Source organism: Streptomyces sioyaensis (genome assembly GCF_004122735.1).
Classification (GTDB): Bacteria; Actinomycetota; Actinomycetes; order Streptomycetales; family Streptomycetaceae; genus Streptomyces; species Streptomyces sioyaensis.
In genome coordinates, this window is record NZ_SDIF01000006.1 from 65,887 (window position 1) to 84,615 (window position 18,729).

19 protein-coding genes and 2 pseudogenes are annotated in these 18,729 nt (G+C 71.6%); 4 read left to right on the plus strand and 17 right to left on the minus strand.

The window, feature by feature from the left end; all coding sequences use genetic code 11:
- Nucleotides 1–14 precede the first annotated feature (14 nt).
- Nucleotides 15–1,445, minus strand: a complete 1,431-nt coding sequence (locus EST54_RS03670; protein WP_244942433.1) for an MFS transporter — start codon at nt 1,443–1,445, stop codon at nt 15–17.
- Nucleotides 1,446–1,601: 156 nt separating this feature from the next.
- Nucleotides 1,602–1,742, minus strand: a pseudogene (locus EST54_RS03675) (peptidase C39 family protein); the annotation flags it as partial.
- Nucleotides 1,743–1,922: 180 nt separating this feature from the next.
- Between EST54_RS03675 and EST54_RS35195 the strand changes: the two are divergent.
- Nucleotides 1,923–2,039 (plus strand): annotated as a pseudogene (locus tag EST54_RS35195) (HD domain-containing protein); the annotation flags it as partial.
- 44 nt (nt 2,040–2,083) lie between these two features.
- Here EST54_RS35195 and EST54_RS03685 read toward each other — a convergent pair.
- The 4 genes from EST54_RS03685 to EST54_RS03700 all read right to left on the minus strand — a co-directional run bounded on the left by EST54_RS03685 (nt 2,084) and on the right by EST54_RS03700 (nt 4,608).
- The gene (locus tag EST54_RS03685; RefSeq protein ID WP_129244942.1) at nt 2,084–2,353 is read right to left on the minus strand and encodes a hypothetical protein; all 270 of its coding nucleotides are present in this window, start codon (nt 2,351–2,353) and stop codon (nt 2,084–2,086) included.
- A gap of 125 nt (nt 2,354–2,478) precedes the next feature.
- Nucleotides 2,479–3,636, minus strand: a complete 1,158-nt coding sequence (locus tag EST54_RS03690; RefSeq protein ID WP_129244944.1) for an FAD-dependent oxidoreductase — start codon at nt 3,634–3,636, stop codon at nt 2,479–2,481.
- A gap of 205 nt (nt 3,637–3,841) precedes the next feature.
- Nucleotides 3,842–4,117: a helix-turn-helix domain-containing protein gene (locus EST54_RS03695; protein WP_129244946.1), complete on the minus strand. Its 276-nt coding sequence runs from the start codon at nt 4,115–4,117 to the stop codon at nt 3,842–3,844.
- The gene (locus tag EST54_RS03700; RefSeq protein ID WP_129244948.1) at nt 4,117–4,608 is read right to left on the minus strand and encodes a DUF2975 domain-containing protein; all 492 of its coding nucleotides are present in this window, start codon (nt 4,606–4,608) and stop codon (nt 4,117–4,119) included. The genes EST54_RS03695 and EST54_RS03700 overlap by 1 nt, the downstream gene beginning before the upstream one ends.
- 387 nt (nt 4,609–4,995) lie before the next feature.
- On the opposite strand from EST54_RS03700, the gene EST54_RS36105 reads away from it, so the two are divergent.
- Complete coding sequence (locus EST54_RS36105; RefSeq protein WP_129244950.1) at nt 4,996–5,340, plus strand: tyrosine-type recombinase/integrase; 345 nt, start codon at nt 4,996–4,998, stop codon at nt 5,338–5,340.
- Here the strand turns inward: EST54_RS36105 and EST54_RS03710 are convergent.
- The gene (locus tag EST54_RS03710) at nt 5,249–6,658 is read right to left on the minus strand and encodes a peptidase C39 family protein (RefSeq protein WP_129244952.1); all 1,410 of its coding nucleotides are present in this window, start codon (nt 6,656–6,658) and stop codon (nt 5,249–5,251) included. The genes EST54_RS36105 and EST54_RS03710 overlap by 92 nt on opposite strands.
- Nucleotides 6,659–6,850: 192 nt before the next feature.
- Here EST54_RS03710 and EST54_RS03715 point away from each other — a divergent pair, with 192 nt between their 5' ends.
- Nucleotides 6,851–7,435, plus strand: coding sequence for a uridine kinase family protein (locus EST54_RS03715; RefSeq protein WP_129244953.1), 585 nt, complete (start codon nt 6,851–6,853; stop codon nt 7,433–7,435).
- Nucleotides 7,436–7,910: 475 nt separating this feature from the next.
- On the plus strand, nt 7,911–9,806 hold the full coding sequence (locus EST54_RS03720; RefSeq protein ID WP_129244955.1) for an AAA family ATPase: 1,896 nt from the start codon (nt 7,911–7,913) through the stop codon (nt 9,804–9,806).
- A gap of 131 nt (nt 9,807–9,937) precedes the next feature.
- Here EST54_RS03720 and EST54_RS03725 read toward each other — a convergent pair whose 3' ends face one another.
- From EST54_RS03725 to ribD, 10 genes are all read right to left on the minus strand, one after another.
- Nucleotides 9,938–11,068, minus strand: a complete 1,131-nt coding sequence (locus EST54_RS03725; RefSeq protein ID WP_129244957.1) for a hemolysin family protein — start codon at nt 11,066–11,068, stop codon at nt 9,938–9,940.
- A complete protein-coding gene (locus EST54_RS03730; protein ID WP_129244959.1) occupies nt 11,065–12,438 on the minus strand; it encodes a hemolysin family protein in 1,374 nt (457 codons plus the stop codon). The genes EST54_RS03725 and EST54_RS03730 overlap by 4 nt, the downstream gene beginning before the upstream one ends.
- Nucleotides 12,439–12,612: 174 nt before the next feature.
- Complete coding sequence (locus EST54_RS03735) at nt 12,613–13,065, minus strand: PH domain-containing protein (RefSeq protein WP_129244960.1); 453 nt, start codon at nt 13,063–13,065, stop codon at nt 12,613–12,615.
- A 56-nt stretch (nt 13,066–13,121) separates the two neighbouring features.
- Nucleotides 13,122–13,970, minus strand: coding sequence for an ATP phosphoribosyltransferase (gene hisG, locus EST54_RS03740; protein ID WP_129244962.1), 849 nt, complete (start codon nt 13,968–13,970; stop codon nt 13,122–13,124).
- A 51-nt stretch (nt 13,971–14,021) separates the two neighbouring features.
- Nucleotides 14,022–14,294, minus strand: coding sequence for a phosphoribosyl-ATP diphosphatase (locus EST54_RS03745; protein ID WP_006607416.1), 273 nt, complete (start codon nt 14,292–14,294; stop codon nt 14,022–14,024).
- 34 nt (nt 14,295–14,328) lie between these two features.
- The gene (ribH, locus tag EST54_RS03750) at nt 14,329–14,814 is read right to left on the minus strand and encodes a 6,7-dimethyl-8-ribityllumazine synthase (protein ID WP_129244964.1); all 486 of its coding nucleotides are present in this window, start codon (nt 14,812–14,814) and stop codon (nt 14,329–14,331) included.
- A gap of 54 nt (nt 14,815–14,868) precedes the next feature.
- Nucleotides 14,869–16,191, minus strand: coding sequence for a bifunctional 3,4-dihydroxy-2-butanone-4-phosphate synthase/GTP cyclohydrolase II (locus tag EST54_RS03755; protein WP_129244966.1), 1,323 nt, complete (start codon nt 16,189–16,191; stop codon nt 14,869–14,871).
- Nucleotides 16,188–16,844 carry a nicotinamide mononucleotide transporter family protein gene (locus tag EST54_RS03760; RefSeq protein ID WP_129244968.1) on the minus strand — a complete coding sequence of 219 codons (657 nt, stop codon included), beginning with the start codon at nt 16,842–16,844 and terminating at the stop codon, nt 16,188–16,190. Before EST54_RS03760 ends, EST54_RS03755 begins: the two co-directional genes overlap by 4 nt.
- Nucleotides 16,841–17,485 carry a riboflavin synthase gene (locus EST54_RS03765; protein ID WP_129244970.1) on the minus strand — a complete coding sequence of 215 codons (645 nt, stop codon included), beginning with the start codon at nt 17,483–17,485 and terminating at the stop codon, nt 16,841–16,843. Before EST54_RS03765 ends, EST54_RS03760 begins: the two co-directional genes overlap by 4 nt.
- 1 nt (nt 17,486) lies before the next feature.
- Nucleotides 17,487–18,635: a bifunctional diaminohydroxyphosphoribosylaminopyrimidine deaminase/5-amino-6-(5-phosphoribosylamino)uracil reductase RibD gene (ribD, locus tag EST54_RS03770; RefSeq protein ID WP_129244972.1), complete on the minus strand. Its 1,149-nt coding sequence runs from the start codon at nt 18,633–18,635 to the stop codon at nt 17,487–17,489.
- Nucleotides 18,636–18,729 lie beyond the last annotated feature (94 nt).

The window sequence follows — 18,729 nt, forward strand, 5'->3', positions numbered from 1 at the left end:
GGGTGACTCCTGGATCAGTCGTGGACGGCGGGCGCCGCGTCGGTGGTCTTCTCCGGCAGAGGTGCGGGCCCTCTCCCGGTCAGTGCGAGCAGGGGTACGGCGAGACAGGCGGCGGTGGCGGCCAGCACGAGCCCGGCCCGTACGCCCGCGCCGGATCCGCCCAGTCCCCAGGCGGCGGTGGCCAGGGCGGGGCCGAGGGTGAAGCCGAGACTGCGGGCGAACTGCACCGTGGACCCGACGGTCGCGGCCCGGTCCGGCGGGGCGGCGCTCATGACCAGAGCCTGGGTGGGACCGCCGTTCAGCCCCAGCCCGAAGCCCGCCAGCGCCAGCCGCCAGGCCACGTCCGGCGGTGACCAGCCGTCGCCCAGCGGGACCAGCAGGAGCAGACCGGCCGCGGTGAGGGCGGCGCCGGCGACCGCGACCGTCCGGGCGCCGATGGGGGTCCCCCCTGCTCGTCGAGCGGAGCCGAGAGCTTGGGGGAGGTCGGCGAGGCGCCCGCCGAGCGGCCCGGCCAGGCCCATGCCGAGGGGGAAGGCGAGCACGGTCAGCCCGGTCGTGGTGGCGCTGACCCCGTCGTCCCGCTGGAGATGCAGGGCGACCACGTAGTGCATGGCGGCGAACCCGGTGGCGAGAGCCAGCACCGCACCGTGGGCCCGGAACAGCCCCGCGGACCGGAGGAGACCGACCGCCGGCCGACCGCCCGGACCGCGCAGCCACCACCAGAGCGTCGGGACGGCCGCGCCGGCGAGCACCAGCCACGACGGGCGGCCCACTGCCAGGGTCAGGGCGAGCAGCAGGACCGCCACCCCCGCGGCCACCAGCAGTGCGTCCCCCACCAACCGCAGGTCGGGCCGGCGCAACCCGCCGTCCCGCGGCATGGCCCGCCACACGATGACGAGGGCGAGCAGACAGAAGGGGATTTTCACCAGGAACACCGACCACCAGCCCCAGTGGTCCAGCAGCAGACCGCCGACGGCGGGTCCGGTCACCGCGCCCAGCGGCCCCAGCGTGGCCGGCACACTCATCGCCCGTCCGCGCAGCTCCGGTCGTACGGACCGGATCGCGAGCACCGGCATCAGCACGAACAGCACCGCCCCGCACGCCCCCTGCATCAGCCGGGCGGCGATCAGCCAGGCCATCCAGGGCGCCGCGGCCGCCAGGGCGCTGCACAGGCCGAAGCCGCAGGTCGCGGCCAGCACGGCGGACCGCAGCCCCCCTCCGTCGAGCCACCGGCCGACGGGCAACAGCAAGGCCACCACCGGCAGTTGATATCCCAGCACCGCCCACTGGGCAGTGGCGGTCGACACGTGCAGCCCGTCGGCAAGATCCGCCAGCGCCACATTGACGATGTTCATGTCGAGCATCGCCACGAACGCCAGCACACCCGCCGCCACGACCAGCGACCAGCGGTCCTCCCCGACGCGTATGTGACCGGACCGTCCCACACGGGAACCGTCGTCTGTCACCTTGCCCCCTCACCGTCACGAGCGGGCTGCCGGACGGCAACCTCCCCTCATGAGTCGAGAGGAATCCGGGGCGAGTTCCCGGCCGTACCCGGAAAAGACCTCACCCCCACCGCTCCCCCGGGCTACGCCCGCCGCTCAGCGGATCCCCAACTCCGCGAGTACCCGGCGCTGACTCGGCGTCGGCTCGGCCGGGAAGTAGAGGTAGCACCCACTGCCGCTGACGACCTTGCTCTGGGCGTTCTTGCGCTTGGTCCGCAGCCAGATGTTCTCGAACTGGGAGGCCGGCAGACAGCAGACGCCGGAGGCGATGACAAACATGCAGGTCAACGGCTCGGGCTCGTTCGTCTAGAACGAGCCCGAGCCGGACCGTGCTGAGTTCGTGCTGACTTCCGCTGCCGCCCCTTCCGGTCCGTTCGGGGGCGTTGTGCTGGTTCGGTGCTGGCTTCTGGCGCCCACATCCCGCACATCGGCCGGCGCTACCTCGAAGCTGCGAGCAACGAGAAGGTCACCGCGGACCAGGTGTCAGCCGCGCACCCGGCGGTGAAGGCTGGAGCGCAGCGGATCGTCGAGGAGAGACGGCTAATACTGCAACGGTAGAAAGTGGCGGAGGTCGTGCGCTACCGCTGGGCGGAGCATGTCACCGGCTGGCCTGCTGCTCCCTTCTTTTGGTCCAGAACGCGGTCGTCGCCTTCCTGCAGGAGGCAGTGCGCCACGCCTTTGCCAGTAGGTACGACCTTGAGGCGTGGAGTGTGGCCGCCGTCCTCATGGGTGCTCCATGTGGCTCCGCTCACCTTGGCCGGCATGCTTACCGCGCCGTTGAGCCCATCGATGTAGTCGTGCCTGACGGATTGCAGCTTGCCTCCTTCGGTCCAGGCTTTGTACGTCACGTCGGGACTCTTGGCACCGCAAGCCGTCAGGAGTCCGCAGGCAACAGCCAGCCCCGCCATCGTGGTGATGAGCTTCGTGGCTGCTGGTATGGGGAATGTGGGCATGACGTGGCCTCTCAGCGAGTTCACTTGGGTGTGGGGTCGGGGAAGGATCTGTCGCCGAAGAGGACTCGGCTTGCCGCGGCCCGGCCGAACGGTGTGCGTAGCAGGGTGAATCCCGCTGCTGCTGTGGCAGGCGTCCGTACGTGGGCCAATGCCCGGCGCAGCATGAGTCGTCCGCGGAAGTGGGGGCGGAGCGCGGCTCCGTCGTAGTGGGCCATCGTGTCCGGATTTCCGGTGCGCAGTGCGTCGTCGAGGACCTCGGCTGCGAGTTGCGACTGCCGTAGGCACGGGTCCAGGCCGCCGGCAGTGAGGGGGGAGACCGCGCCTGCTGCATCCCCCACGAGAAGCCCGTCGGCGCAGCTGATCCGGCGCAGCAGGCCGCCGACGGGTATGGGGCCTGCGCGCCGCTCCACCGTTTCGGGACGTTCGATGCCGGTCAGTCCGGGCGCTGAGGCGCTGAACTGCTCCATCGCACGGCGAAGACCGTCTGGGTAGCGGTCGGCGTAGCCTGCGACTCCGACGTGGGCGTGTTGCCCGTCGTTGATTACCCAGGCCAGGTAGCCGGGGGCGAGTGAGGGGTCGAGTACGCAGTGGAATGTCGGTGGCTGGTCGCTTCCGGGTAGTTCGAAGACCTCTTCGGCGCCGACGATCAGGTGGTGGTTGCGGTCGAGAGCGAGGTCGCGGGCGACTCTTGAGCGGGCCCCGTCGGCGCCGACGATGAAGCGGGCCCGGACCGTGGTCGGTCCGTCGCGACCGGCTAGGTGGAAGGTGTTGCCCTGCCGGCCGGCGTAGCGCGTGCCCAGTGCGATGCGTACGCCGGCGTCGACCGCGGTGGCGGCCGTCGCTTCGTAGAGTGGCGCCATGTCGCCCACCCGGTATTCGTCGCGGGGGCTGGTGAGGCTGACCGGGCGGCGCAGGTCAGGGGGGTAGAGGACCACGCGTCGGATCGGTGGTCCGAGGCAGTCAGGGGGCAGCGGGAAGTCGTCGAGTGTCTTCCGTACGAAGATTCCTGTGGTGCGGATCGCGCCGGCAAGGCTCGTTCGGCGTTCGACCAGGAGCACTTCGTGGCCTTGTCGGGCGAGGAGTGTGGCGGTGTTGAGTCCGGCCAGGCCGGCCCCGACCACCAGTACGTCGGCACTGTCTGTGCCCCCGAGGCGGCAAGAGAGGCGTGCTGTCGTCATGTCTGCTCTGTTCGTTGTGGAGTCCGTCATCGGTGCGTGCGGCGCGAGGCAGGCGCCGACCGGCGGCGGGCACTACGGCCAAGTCCGTGCCGGGATGAGGTGTGCGGACGTCGTCGTCAGGTCGTCACTCGGGAGTTTGCTGAAGATCAGGCGGAGCGGGTCGCGCAGCAGGGATGGTCGATGGCGTCGCGCCTCGTGATCGTGGTCACCGCGGCGGGGAGCCGGCTGGGACGGATGCTCCGGATTCGTGCGCAGCCCTGTCCCTGTCACCGGGATCATCGGGCGCCCAGCGCAGCAGGTCTCCGGGCTGGCACTCAAGCACCTCGCACAGCGCGGCGAGCGTGGTGAAGCGCACCGCCTTGGCCCGGCCGTTCTTGAGCACCGCCAGGTTGGCGGGTGTGATCCCCACGCGGTCCGCCAGTTCGCCCACGGACATCTTCCGCTTGGCCAGCATCACATCGATGTCGACGGCGATCGGCATCAGATCACCTCGGCCAACTCGGCCCCCAGCTGCGACGCCTCGACGTCGCGTGCGACGGCTTGTGCGAGCAGCATCCGCAGCACGAGCACGATGAGTGCGTTCCCGAAGATCGCCAGGCTGACCCCGCCCAGCAGGGCCACAACGCCCGGGGGAACGACATCGCCAGGCGCCAGGACCGCCCCGAGCGCGAGAACCAGGAGCGAGGCCGCCACGAACGCGCCCATCACGAGATGGACGTAGCGGAATGCGGCGTGGGAGAACACAGTTCCGCGTTGCGCCATCGTCACCAGCCGCCACACGCAGACCAGGACCACCTGAACCGTCACGACACCCAGGACCATGATCACGAGGACCGGAGTGCGGCGGTCCACAAGGATGCTCTCCTCCATAGCGCCCGTCAGCATTGCCACCATCACCGCCTGGGCGGAGACCGCCCCAGCGTGCAGAGCCACCATCACGGCGCGCAGCGCGAGCACTGTCAGCTTTCCCAATGCCACTCCCTTGATCGAATCACGATGGAAAACTATCGAATATCGATAGGCATGGCAAGTCGGGTCCGTCGGCGGGATGGGCCTGCGTGTCCTCCAAAATTCCTGACGTAGTGGGGCGAGCCGCTTCCAGGGCCCGCGTGGAGCGGCTAGGGCTTGTCCGGCCGATCATGTGACTGCGCTGTGTCCGGGGCGGTGTTGTACGCATGGGGCGAGGTGGTCTGAGCGCCTGGTCCTCACACCTGGACAGTGGGCGGACTGCACGCAGTTCAAGCCCGTTCTGGAGAAGATACGCGCCGCTGAAACACCGGAAAGTGGCGCGACATACCTGCACCCGCCTGTCTTGAACCACTCGTCGAACGGCTCCCCATACGGAATCAGGCCGGAGGCATGATCTACCCCGGCCTTTTCCGTAAGTCCTGGGACCGGGCACTGAAACGCCTCGGACTTCCCGACTACAACCCGCACGACCTCCGACACAAATGGGCCACCGTGACCCTGAGCAACGGCGTGCCCATCCACGCGTCGCGCTGGATGGGCCACAGCTCTATCAAGATCACGGTGGACCGGTACGGCCACCTCACTCTCGACGGCAGTGAGCGCTGCCGTCAGGTCATCGAGGCCACCTTCGGGGTGCACATGCTCAGCGGATTCCCAGCTCCGCGAGTACCCGGTGCTGACTCGGCGTCGGCTCGGCCGGGAAGTAGAGGTAGCACACACCGCCACTGCCGCTGACGACCTTGCCCTGGGCGTTCTTGCGCTTCGTCCTCAGCCAAATGGTTTCGAACTGGCGGCGCTTGTAGATGTGCCGGACCGCCGCGTCGTCGGGTGAGGCCGGGTCGTTGGCGATGATGTCGCCGTCCTTGGTGAAGCCGATGACGGTCATCAGGTGGCCGGCGGTGCCGTAGCCCGCGCCGTCGAGTTCGGTCTTCAGGAAGGACTGGGACGTGATGACGGGGATGCCCGCGCGGATGAGGCGTTCGGCGTCCGTGAGAGAGGTGAGGCGGGTGACCACGCTCTGGAGGTCTCGGTAGGTGGCGGCGTAGGCGGCGTTGAACGGCCAGTTGCCGCAGCCGTCGTATTGGTGGTCGAAGGTGTAGCGGGCGGCGTGACAGACCTGGGGGTCGGCGTAGTCGGGGTTGACCCAGGACAGCTGTTGTTGGCTTGGCCGGCGGCCCCAGTATTCGATGATCATCTGGGACGAGGTGGGGCTGCACCAGGCCTCGCCCCCGTTGTCGTACTCCGGGTACTGGCCCTTGTGGATCTCCTGCGAATAGCGCGGGACCACCAGCTCGCGGCCGGTCCGGCCGGGCTCGGACGCCGGCACCTCGAATCGGTCGGGGAGGTCCGAACCCATCGCTCCCAGCCGCCAGACCGTGGGGGTGAGCCGGGCGCCGGGCTTGCGGTACAGGGTGACGCGGAGTTCGTACGAGGCCAGCCGGAGGCCGCTCGCGGGGGTGTCGATGGCGAAGGTGTCGGTGGAGATGCTGCTCCTGCCGTCCTTCTGGCCGTCGACGGAGGTCCGCCGGATGTCGGCGTCGCTGTCGCCGGAGGTCCAGCGGCCCATGACGTACCAGGGGGTGCGTGCGCCGTCGGTGTAGCCGCCGCGCAGCTCGACGGCGATCCATGTGCCGGGCGGGGTGTGCGCGTTCCACGAGGCGACGGCCTCGGTGGCCGGGACCTTGAGGGTGTGCACCGGGGAGGTCCAGGTGGCGTACTCCCAGGCGGCGGTTTTCCCGGTGTGCGGATCCTTGTAGTCGACGGTGCCGGCCGGGTGCACGAGGCGGATGCCGGGGCGGGCGCCGTGCGCGATACCGGTGCCCCGGGCGTGGCCCCTGGCCCAGTCGGCTGCGGTGGTCCAGGCGTGATAGTCCACGAGGCTCTTCGATCGGTGCGCGAGGGCGTCCGGGGCGGTGGGCGCGGCGGCCGGGGCCGTGGTCCCCGCGGCGGACGTGCGGGACGCGTCGGCGGCCTGCGCCGAGGGGGTGGCGGCGCCCGCCGCGGCGGCGAGCGCGGCGGCCAGAACGGTGCGCCGGGGCGCGGAGCTGGTCATGATCAAGGTCCCCCAGTCGGATGCATACGAGTGGGTACGGGAGGGTCGGGCGGGGCACGGGCGGATCGCAGTCGCTCAACTATTGCCGCTGCGAGCCCGCTTCGGAAGGCGGTGCGGCGCGCGTCGCGGCAGCAATATTGGTGTGGACCACTGGCGGCCAGGTGGCGCGGGCCCGACGCGTACGCTGGCGCGATGGATCATGATCTGGCTTCGCTCGCCGCCCGGCTGCACGCCCTGCCGCCTTCCTGCGGGCCGGTGCGGCTGATCGCGGTGGACGGGCACGCGGGGTCGGGCAAGAGCACCTTCGCCGCGGAGCTGGCCGAGGCGCTGGGCGGGGCGCCGGTGGTGCACACCGACGACCTCGCCACCCATGAGGAGCTGTTCGGGTGGAGCGACCGCTTCCGCACTCAGGTCCTGGACCCGCTCTCCCGGGGCGGGACGGCGCGTTACGGCGTCTACGACTGGGTGCGCGGGGAGTTCACCGGGCAGCGGGAGCTGGCACCCGCGCCGCTGGTGCTGGTCGAGGGCGTGGGCGCGGGCCGGCGGGCGCTGCGGCCGTATCTGGCGTGCCTGCTGTGGATGGAACTGGCGAGCGAACACTCCTGGGAAAGGGGTCAACTCCGCGACGGGCCGGGGCTCTCCACGTTCTGGAGTGGCTGGATTTCGGCGGAGCGCGCGCACTTCGCAGCGGATCCCTCCCGTCCGTATGCGGATTTCCTGGTGCATCAGGGGGCGATGGGGTACGAGGTACTCGTGGGACCGCCCGCGGCGCCATGACCGCCCCCGCATTTAACGCTCCGTAACGGACAACGGCCGACTCGCCCGGCGATGCCGACAGGGTCCCGCCGAGTGCCTCAACTCGGCTTGACCTGGGGGGCGTACAGGACTTACGTTCTCAATGTGCGGTTCAACGGACCGCCCGCAGATGCGAAGCCCCCGGTTGTTCCCCCGTGATCGGGGGCTTCGTTCTGCCCGAACCCCCTCGCGCCGCCCGCCGAGCGCCGCTTCTCCCTCACCCTGGGTCACCGCATTCTTCGCGCCGCCGTAGCGTACCCAACGGTCAGTTCTGGCCCCGTACCGCCCTCTACGGCCCGTACCGATCCCGCAGGTACCATGCGAGTCCGGGCCGCCGCAGGCCAGGGACCGAGGTGTGCGCGGTGACGGTCAACTCCCGTTCCCCGTACGCAGGTTCGACAGCGCCGCGGCCCGCACTCGCCCGGCGGCACGGGGGAACGTTTTATGGGGGGACGGGATGGATGTCGGCACTCAGGGTTCGCCCGCCCCGGCCGAGCTCGCATGGCTGCGGGCGGTCGACGCCTACACCGTGGGCGCCTATCCGCAGGCGGAGGAGGAGTTCCGGGCCGCGGTACGGCTCGATCCCTCGATGGCCGACGCCTGGCTCGGGCTGCACGCGCTGCGCGCCGACACCTCCATCGCCCTGCTGCGGATGCACCGGCACCGCGACCGCTTCGGCGAGATGCGCGCCCGGCACCGGCGCACCCTCAACTCCTGGTACTGGCTGGGCTGGTGGGTGCAACCGGTGCTGGAGACCGGCCGTGACCTGCTGCTCGCGCACGCCTCCCACTGGCTCGACGGCCGGCACGTCGCGGAGCTCGACCAGGCCCTGGCCGGCTGCCCGCCCGTCGACACCGACCCCCAGGTGCGCTTTCTGCACGCCTGCCGCGCCTACCTCGTCAAGGACTGGGACCAGCTCGTACGCCACACCGAGCCGCTGCTCGCCGACCCGGTGCTGGGCATCGAGGCGGGGCTGTTCGGCGGGATGGCGCGGGTGCGGCTGGAGATGTACGGGCAGGCCGAGCCGTTGCTGTCCGCCGCGCTGATGCGCTGCCGCAGCGAGCAGCCGCAGCGCAAGGAGCTGCGGTACTGGCTCGCCCGCGCACACGAGGGCACCGGCCGCAGCGCCGCGGCACTCCCCCTCTACCGTGCGGTGCACCGCATCGACCCGGCGTTCATGGACACCGCGGCGCGGCTCGCCGCCATCGCCGAGGGGGACGGACTGGACGAGGGCTTGGATCTCGCGACGGTCCCCGCGTCCGGCCTCGGCCAGGAGGCCGGCGGCGATCCGGACCCGATGGCGCCGCTCGACCCCGTCGACGGCCGTGAGCTGCTGGTGACCGGTGAGGCGGACGCGCCGGAGGGCGAGGTGGGCGGCACGCCGGCCGGGGGCGGGGCCGCGGCCCGGGCCAAGACGACCGCGCCGGTGCCGCGCGGCGCCGAACGGCTGCCGGCCGGGCCCGCCGACCCGGTACTGCTGGAGAAGGCGCTGGCGGAGCTGGAGCGGATGGTCGGCATGGAGCCGGTCAAACGGCAGGTGCGGGCGCTCTCGGCGCAGCTGCGGATGGCGCGGCTGCGGGCGAGCCAGGGGCTGCCGGTCCAGCCGCCGAAACGGCACTTCGTCTTCTCCGGCCCGTCCGGCACCGGCAAGACGACCGTGGCCCGGATACTCGGGCGGGTCTTCTACGCCCTGGGGCTGCTCGGCGGCGATCACCTCGTGGAGGCCCAACGCGCCGATCTGGTCGGCGAGTTCCTGGGCCAGACCGCCGTGAAGGCCAATGAGCTGATCGACTCGGCGCTGGGCGGGGTGCTGTTCGTCGACGAGGCGTACAGCCTGTCCAACTCCGGCTACAGCAAGGGCGACGCGTACGGCGACGAGGCGCTTCAGGTGCTGCTCAAGCGCGCCGAGGACAACCGCGACCGGCTCGTCGTCATCCTGGCGGGCTACCCCGAGGGCATGGACCGGCTGCTGGCCGCCAACCCGGGGCTGTCCTCGCGCTTCACCAGCCGGGTCGACTTCCCCAGCTACCGGCCGCTGGAGCTGACCGCCATCGGCGAGGTGCTGGCCGCGGAGAACGGCGACCGCTGGGACGAGGAGGCCCGGGAGGAGCTGTGCAGCATCAGCGGCCACGTCGTCGACCAGGGCTGGATCGACGAGCTGGGCAACGGCCGCTTTCTGCGCACCCTGTACGAGAAGAGCTGCGCCTACCGCGATCTGCGGCTCTCCACCTGGCGCGGCACCCCCACCCGCGACGACCTGGCCACCCTGCGGCTGCCCGACCTGATGCAGGCGTACGGGGAGGTGCTCTCGGGCCGCGGCCCCGATTCGCCGGGGCAGCGGCCGGACTTCTGACCAGGGCGGGCGGAATGCTGACCCGGGGGGCGGACTTCTGACCGTCGCCGGGCCGCCGCAACGCCGTTCGCGCCGGCCGGCGTCCCCCGGCGCGGTGCCGAGGAACGCCGTGCCGAGGGACCCCGGAGAGCTCAGCCCGCCAGCGCCCGGTTCCCGGCCGGCAGCGACGCCTCCTCGCGGGGTTCGGTGACCCGCTCCCCCGCGCCCCGCCGTCCGGCACGGGCGGCCGGGGCCCGGCGGTGGGCCGGGTCGCGGACCTCGCCGACCAGCATTTCCAGGACGTCCTCCAGCGCGACCAGGCCGAGCACCCGGCCGGTCGCGTCGGCGACCGCCGCCAGATGGGAGGCGGCCCGGCGCATCGCGGTCAGCGCGTCGTCCAGGGGCAGCTCGGCGCGGAGCGTGGTCATCGGGTGCCAGATCCGCTGGGGCACCGCGCGGTCCCGTTCCTCCAGGTCGAGGACGTCCTTGACGTGCAGATAGCCCATGTACGCGCCGCCGGCCGCACACACCGGGAAGCGGGAGTAGCCGGTCCGTACGGTCAGCTCCTCCACCTGACGGGGGGTCACGGACGGTTCGACGGTGACCAGGGCCGCCCGGTCGAGGAGGACGTCCGTGACGGGGCGGCTGCCGAGCTCCAGGACGTCGGAGAGCTGCTCCTGTTCCGCCGGGTCGAGCAGTCCCGCCTGGCCGGAGTCCTCCACGAGGTGGGTCAGCTGCTCGCTGGTGAAGACCGCCTCGACCTCGTCCTTCGGCTCCACCCGGAAGATCCGCAGTACGCCTCGGGCGCAGGCGCCGAGGAGCGTGGTGACCGGGCGGCAGAGCCGGGCGAAGGCGACGAGCCCCGGGCTGAACCACAGGGCGGTCCGCTCGGGCGCCGCCATCGCCAGGTTCTTGGGGACCATCTCGCCGATGACCAGGTGGAGGAAGACCACCAGGGCCAGGGCGATGACATAGCCGAGCGGGTGGACCAGCGCCGCCGGAAGACGGACCGCCTCGAACAGCGGCTCCAGGAGATGGGCGACGGTCGGCTCGGCGACCGCGCCGAGCGTCAAGGAGCAGACGGTGATGCCGAACTGGGCGGCGGCCATCATCTGCGGAAGGTTCTCCAGGCCGTGCAGCACCTGCCGGGCACGGGTGGAGCCCTCGGTCGCCAGCGGCTCGATCTGGCTGCGGCGTACCGAGACCAGCGCGAATTCGGCGCCGACGAAGAAGCCGTTGGCGAGCACGAGCAGGATCGCGAAGAACAGCTGGGCCAGCGTCATCGGGCCACCTCCGCGCCGATGGCGACGGGCTCGCGGGGCGCCTCGGAGGCGGCGGGCAGCGTGACGGTCGCGGTCCGTACGATCCTTATCCGCTCGGCGCGGTGGTGCGACACCAGCCGCACCCGCAGCCGCCAGCCGTCGAGTTCCGCGGTATCGCCCGGGGCCGGGATCCGGCCGAGTATGTGCGCCACCAGTCCTGCCACCGTTTCGTACGGTCCTTCCGGGGCGTCCAGGCCGATCCGCCGCAGGGTGTCCACCCGGCAGCCGCCGTCGGCGTCCCAGGCGGGGCGGCCCTCCTCCGGCGGGGCCTGGCCGAGTTCGGGCAGGTCCACCCGGTCGTGCTCGTCGCGGACCTCGCCGACGAGCTCCTCGATGATGTCCTCCAGGGTGACCACGCCGGCCGTGCCGCCGTACTCGTCGACGACCACCGCGATCGGCTGTTCGCTGCGCAACCGCTCCAGCAGCGGCTGCACCGGGAGCGTCTCGGGCACCAGCAGCGGCGGCACCGCGATCCGGCCGGCCGGTATGCGCAGCCGGTCGTGCGCCGGGACGGCCAGGGCGTCCTTGAGGTGCACCATGCCGACGACCTCGTCGAGGCGGGTGCGGTAGACGGGGAAGCGGGAGAGTCCGGTGGCGCGGGTGAGGTTCACCACGTCCTCGGCGGTCGCGGACGCCTGGAGGGCGCTCACCCGCACCCGGGGCGTCATGACGTTCTCCGCCGTCAGATCGCCCAGCGAGAGGGTGCGGACGAACAGGTCCGCGGTGTCCTGCTCGATCGCGCCCGCGCGGGCGGAGTGCCGGGCGAGGGAGACCAGTTCGCCGGGGGTGCGGGCGGAGGCCAGCTCGTCGGTCGGCTCCACGCCCAGGGCGCGGACCAGGCGGTTGGCGACCGTGTTCAGCAGGGTGATCACCGGGCGGAAGAAGCGGGAGAAGGCCCGCTGCGGACCGGCGACGACCCGGGCGACGGGCAGCGGCTTGGACACCGCCCAGTTCTTCGGCACCAGCTCGCCGATGACCATCTGGACGGCGGACGCCAGCAGCATGCCGAGGACGACGGCGGTGCCGGGGACCGCGGCCTTCGGCAGGCCGGTGGCGAGCAGCGGCCCGGCCAGCAGCTGGGCCAGCGCGGGCTCGGCGAGCATACCGACCACCAAAGAGGTGATCGTGATGCCCAGTTGGGTGCCGGACAGCTGGAAGGAGAGTTCCCGCAGGGCGGAGACGACGGTGCGGGCGCGGCGGTCGCCGTCGCTCGCGGCGCGTTCGGCATCGGCCTTCTCGACGGTGACGAGCCCGAACTCGGCGGCGACGAAGAATCCGTTGGCCAGGATCAGGACGAGGGCCGCGGCGAGCAGCAGCAGCGGGCCGGTCATGCCGCCTCCTCCGTGGTGTGCGGGGGTTGGGGAGGGGCGGCGCAGGTACTACAGGACGATCCGTCCATTGCCGGAGGGAGTCACTCCTCGGGTCGCGGTGAGCCCACGGAGGGGCAGGGCGCATGCTGCGCCCCGGAGAACAGAGTAAACAGCGGGACCCCGATTAGGGCAGGCTCACCCGGCCGTGTGGCCGAGCGCACCGTGCTTCTCGGTGAGGTCGCGCAGCGCACGGGCGTCGCGGATGGCCCGCTCCCTGGCGATGCCCGGCTGGATGCCCATGGCGGGCAGGCTGGTGCCGTCGGCCAGATCGAGATGGACCCAGGGGTCGCCAGCCCGGAGATTGACCCGCAGGATCTCGGCCCAGGCCAGCTCACGCTTGGTGGTGAGGTTGACGACCGTGACGCCCTCCTGCCGCGCCACCACCTTGGGGCGGCTGAGCAGCAGGAGGACGGCCAGCACCAGCAGTCCGGTGAGCACGAAGCTCAGCCGCTCGCCGCCGGTCAGCTTCGGCAGCGCCAGCGCGATCGCCGTGAGGGCGACCAGCTGGGCGATGCCGACGGTGTACAGGACGGCCCGGGTGCGGGTCGGCCGGAAGGTCACCGGGAGGCCGGTCAGGGGCGCGGACACGTCGTGGGTCTTCCGTCGTGGGTGAGGCGGGCGTACGGGTGATCAGTGACGGCGGGTCACAGCCGGCAGGCGTGGATGCCGGTGGTCAGGATCGCGCGGGCGCCGAGTTCGTAGAGCTCGTCCATGATGCGCTGGGCGTCCTTGGACGGAACCATCGAGCGGACCGCGACCCAGCCCTCGTGGTGCAGCGGGGAGACGGTCGGCGACTCCAGGCCGGGGGTGAGGCCGACGGCCTTCTCGACGTGCTCGACGCGGATGTCGTAATCCATCATCACGTACCGGCGGGCCACCAGGACGCCCTGCATGCGGCGCAGGAACTGGCGCACCTTCGGGTCGTCGTCCGGGGCGCCGGTGCCGCGGATGACCACGGCTTCGGACTCCAGGATCGGCTCGCCGATGATCTCCAGGCCGGCGTTGCGCAGGGTGGTGCCGGTCTCCACGACATCCGCGATGATCTCGGCGACGCCGAGCTGGATGGCGGTCTCCACGGCACCGTCGAGGTGGACGACGGAGGCGTCCACGCCGTTGTCGGCGAGGTGCTGGCGGACCAGGCCGGCGAACGAGGTGGCGATGGTCATGCCGCCGAACTCGCTGACGTCCTTGGCGGTACCCGGGCGGGTGGCGTAGCGGAAGGTCGAGCCGGCGAAGCCGAGCTGGAGGATCTCCTCGGCCGGCGAGCCGGAGTCCAGCAGCAGGTCACGGCCGGTGATGCCGATGTCCAGCTTGCCGGAGCCGACGTAGACGGCGATGTCACGCGGCCGCAGGAAGAAGAACTCGACCTCGTTCTCGGCATCGACCAGGACCAGTTCCCTGCGGTCCTTGCGCTGGCGGTAGCCGGCCTCATGGAGCATCGCCGACGCAGGCTCGGACAGTGAACCCTTGTTGGGGACAGCGATGCGCAGCATGAGAGCGAGTTCCTTTACAGCTAAGGGTGTTGGGAGAAGCGGGGAGCTGGATCAGAGGTGGGCGTAGACGTCGTCGAGGGAGATGCCCCTGGCGACCATCATGACCTGGAGGTGGTAGAGGAGCTGGGAGATCTCCTCGGCGGCGGCCTCGTCGGATTCGTACTCGGCGGCCATCCACACCTCGGCGGCCTCCTCGACGACCTTCTTGCCGATCGTATGGACGCCGGCCTGCACCAGCTCGGCGGTACGGGAGGTGGCGGGGTCGCCCGTGGCGGCCTTCTGCTGGAGCTCGGCGAAGAGCTCCTCGAACGTCTTCTTGGACATGATGGCCACTACCCTACGCGGTCGCCCCGCCCCATCAGTGCCAGGGCTCGGATACCGAGCGGAGGGTGACGGCGGTGGCGACGGCGGCGGTGACCGCCTCGTGGCCCTTGTCCTCGTTCGAGCCCTCAAGGCCCGCACGGTCCACGGCCTGCTCCTCGTTGTCACAGGTCAGCACGCCGAAGCCGACGGGAACGCCGGTATCGACGCTGACCTGGGTCAGGCCCTGGGTGACGCCCTGGCACACGTAGTCGAAGTGCGGAGTGCCGCCGCGGATGACCACGCCGAGGGCGACCACCGCGTCATAGCCGCGGCCAGCGAGGACCTTGGCGGCCACCGGCAGCTCGAAGGTCCCGGGGACCCGCAGCACCGTCGGCTCGCTGATGCCCAGATCGTTCAGCGCCCGCAGCGCGCCGTCGACGAGCCCGTCCATCACCTTCTCGTGCCATTGCGCCGCGATGACGGCCACCCGCAGGTCGCCACAGTTCTTCACGGTCAGTTCGGGTGCGCCCTTGCCGCTCACGGTTCTCCTCGTACGGGTGATGGGGGTGGGTGGTGCTGTCGTCGTGCCGGGTGGCTAGTGGTTGTCGCAGGTGGTCGCCGCGGTGTCGGGCGCTCCGGGGGAGCCGGTGCTCGCGCCGGGGTCCAGCCAGGGCAGGTCGTGCCCCATCCGGTCCCGCTTGGTGCGCAGATACCGCAGATTGTGCTCACCGGCCCGGACGGGCATCGGCTCGCGGCCGGTGACCTGCAGGCCGTGCCGCACCAGGGCGGCGGTCTTGTCGGGGTTGTTGGTCAGCAGGCGCAGCGAGCGCACCCCGAGGTCCTGGAGCATCTGCGCGCCCGCCGCGTAGTCGCGGGCGTCGGCGGGCAGCCCCAGTTCGAGGTTGGCGTCGAGGGTGTCGCGGCCGCGCTCCTGGAGCTCGTAGGCGCGCAGCTTGGACAGCAGCCCGATGCCGCGCCCCTCGTGGCCGCGGAGGTAGATCACCACGCCGCGGCCGGCCTCGCTGACCCGCTGGAGCGAGGCCTCCAGCTGGGGGCCGCAGTCGCAGCGCAGCGAGTGGAAAACGTCGCCGGTCAGGCACTCGGAGTGGACCCTGACCAAGACGTCCTCGCCCTCGCCGAGATCGCCCGCGACCAGCGCGATGTGCTCGACGCCGTCGACGGTGGAACGGTAGCCGTGGGCGGTGAACTCGCCGTGGGCGGTGGGCAGCCGGGTGGTGGCCTCGCGGCGGACGGTGGGCTCGGACGACTGCCGGTAGGCGATCAGGTCCTCGATGGAGATGATCGACAGACCGTGCTTGCGGGCGAACGGCACCAGCTCGGGCAGCCGCAGCATCGTGCCGTCCTCGCCCGCGATCTCCACGATGGCGGCGGCCGGGCGCAGACCGGCCAGGCGGGCGAGGTCGACGCCGGCCTCGGTGTGGCCGTTGCGGACCAGCACCCCGCCGGGCCGGGCGCGCAGCGGGAAGATGTGACCGGGCCGGACGAAGTCGCCGGCCACGGACTCGCCGGAGGCCAGCAGCCGCAGGGTGGTGGCGCGGTCGGCGGCGGAGATGCCGGTGGTCACGCCGTGCGCGGCGGTGGCGTCGACGGAGACGGTGAAGGCCGTCCGCATCGACTCGGTGTTGTGCTCGACCATCTGCGGGAGCTCCAGCCGGTCCAGCTCCGGGCCCTCCATGGGGGCGCAGATCAGTCCGCGGCACTCGCTCATCATGAAGGCGACGATCTCGGGGGTGGCCTTCTCCGCGGCGACGACGAGGTCGCCCTCGTTCTCGCGGTTCTCGTCGTCCACGACGACCACGGGGCGGCCGGCGGCGATGTCGGCGATGGCCCGCTCGACGGGGTCGAGCGCCAGTGCCTCGGCGTCCTCGGTGTCGTACCAGCTCTTGAGGGCGGTCATGCCGCTGCTCCTTCCAGGACGGTGCGATCGGCGGCGGCGCGCGAGCGCAGCCACCAGTCGCGCATGCCCCACACGACGAGGGCGAGATAGACGACGTAGACGAGGCCGGAGAAGGCGAGGCCGCTGCTGAAGGCGAGCGGGACGCCGACGACATCGACCAGCAGCCAGGCGAACCAGAACTCGACCAGGCCGCGGGCCTGGGCGACCATCGCGGCGAGCGTGCCGACGAAGATGTAGGCGTCCGGCCAGGGGTTCCAGGACAGCTGCGGGTACAGGGTGAACAGGCCGCCGACGGCCGCGGTGCCCAGGGCGGTGCCGGCGACCAGCAGCACGCGCTCGCGGCGGCCGGCGAAGCGTACGGCGATGGAGCCGTCCTGGGCCTGCTGCCGGCCGCGCTGCCACTGCCGCCAGCCCCACAACGCCACCCCGATGACCAGGAGTTGCTTGCCCACGCCGCCGCTGAGGTGGGCAGAGGCATAGGCGGCGACGAGGACGACGCCGGAGAGGAACTGGGCGGGCCAGGTCCAGATCGAGCGCCGCCAGCCGAGCGCCAGGGCGGCCAGACCGATGGTGTTGCCGATCATGTCCGACCAGATGACGTGCTGGCCGAAGGCGGTGAAGACCTCGCCGTTCAGCGCGTCGAGGACGCTCACCGGTCCATCTCCTTGATCTCGTCGAGGTCCCTGAGGTCCGTGCCGGTCACGGCGCCGCGGCCCAGCAGGCGCTCGACGTACTTCGCCAGGACGTCGACCTCCAGGTTGACGGGGTCGCCGGGCTTCTTGAGCCCCAAGGTGGTCAGGGCGAGGGTGGTGGGGATGAGGCTGATGGTGAAGAAGTCGTCGGCGGCGTCGACGACGGTCAGGCTCACGCCGTCGACCGTGATGGAGCCCTTCTCGACGACATAACGGGACAGTGCGGCCGGCAGCGCGATCTTGACGATCTCCCAGTGCTCGCCGGGGATGCGCTCGACGAGGGTGCCGGTGCCGTCGACATGGCCCTGGACGAGGTGACCGCCGAGCCGTCCGCCGAGCGCCATCGGCCGCTCCAGGTTGACCCGCGAGCCGGCGGCCAGCGCACCCAGGCTGGAGCGGTGCAGCGTCTCGGCCATCACATCGGCGGTGAATTCACCGTCGGCGGTGTCCACGACGGTCAGACAGACGCCGTTGACGGCGATCGAGTCGCCGTGCTTGGCGTCCTCGGTGACGAGGGGGCCGCGCAGTCGGAAACGGGAGCTGTCACCGAGGTTCTCGATGGCGACGACCTCACCCAGCTCTTCGACAATTCCGGTGAACACGTCAGTTGTTCTCCTCGTTCAGGGCGTGGCGGACGGGCGTGGCGGTGACACGCAGATCGGGTCCGAGCCGTTCGGTTCCGGTCACGTCGAGCCGCAACGCCTGGGCGATGGTGGTGATTCCGGCGTCACCGAGGACGGCCGGTCCGGCGCCGAGCAGCACCGGTGCGAGATAGCCGACGACCTTGTCGACGACCTGGGCGGCGAGGAAGGCCCCGGCGAGCGTGGGCCCGCCTTCGAGCAGTACGGAGCGCACCTCGCGCTCGTACAGGGCCTGGAGCAGTGCGGGGAGGTGCAGTCCGCGGCCGTCGGCGGCGCGCGGCAGCCGCACGAGCGGGGCGAGGCCTTCGAGGTGTCCGGCGTCGGCGTCCTCGGCGACCGCGATGAGGGTGGGGGCGGTGCCGTCCAGGACGCGGGCGCCGGCCTTGACGGCGGTGGCGCCGGAGTCGACGACGACCCGCAGCGGCTGGCTGATCTCGTCGTCGGCGAGCCCGCCGATCCGCGCGCCGAGCTGCGGGTCGTCGGCGCGGGCGGTGCCGGAGCCGACGATCACGGCGTCCGCGGCGGCCCGCAGCCGGTGCACATCGGCTCGCGACTCGGGCGAGGTGATCCAGCGGCTGGTGCCGTCCGCGGCGGCGACCCGGCCGTCGAGGGTGGCGGCGTACTTCCACAGCACGAAGGGGCGGCGGCGCAGGACCGAGGTCAGCCAGGCCTCGTTGCCGGCGGCGGCCTCGTCGGCGAGCAGTCCGCCCTCGACGTCGACGCCGGCCTCGGCCAGGGTGAAGGCGCCGCCGGTGGCCCTCGGGTCGGGGTCGGCGACGGCGTAGACGACGCGGGTGATCCCGGCGTCGATCAGCGCCCGGGCGCAGGGGCCGGTACGGCCGGTGTGGTTGCAGGGTTCGAGGGTGACCAGGGCGGTGCCGCCCCGGGCCCGCTCCCCCGCGGCGCGCAGTGCGTGGATCTCGGCGTGCGGCCCGCCGGCCCGGCGGTGCCAGCCCTCGCCCGCCGTACGGCCCTCGGAGTCCAGGACGACGCAGCCGACCACGGGGTTGGGGCTGGTGTGCCCGAGGCCGCGCGCGGCGAGCTCGATGGCCCGGCGCATCGCCGCGGTCTCAACGGGGGCTGGGGTGGCCACCGGGTCCTCCTGCCTCATCGGGCACGGACTCCGGGGCTGTCAGGACGACAGAAAGCGGAAACGCGGCAACGGGGACACCGGGCCGGAAAAGGTGGGCCCGCCCGGAAACGAC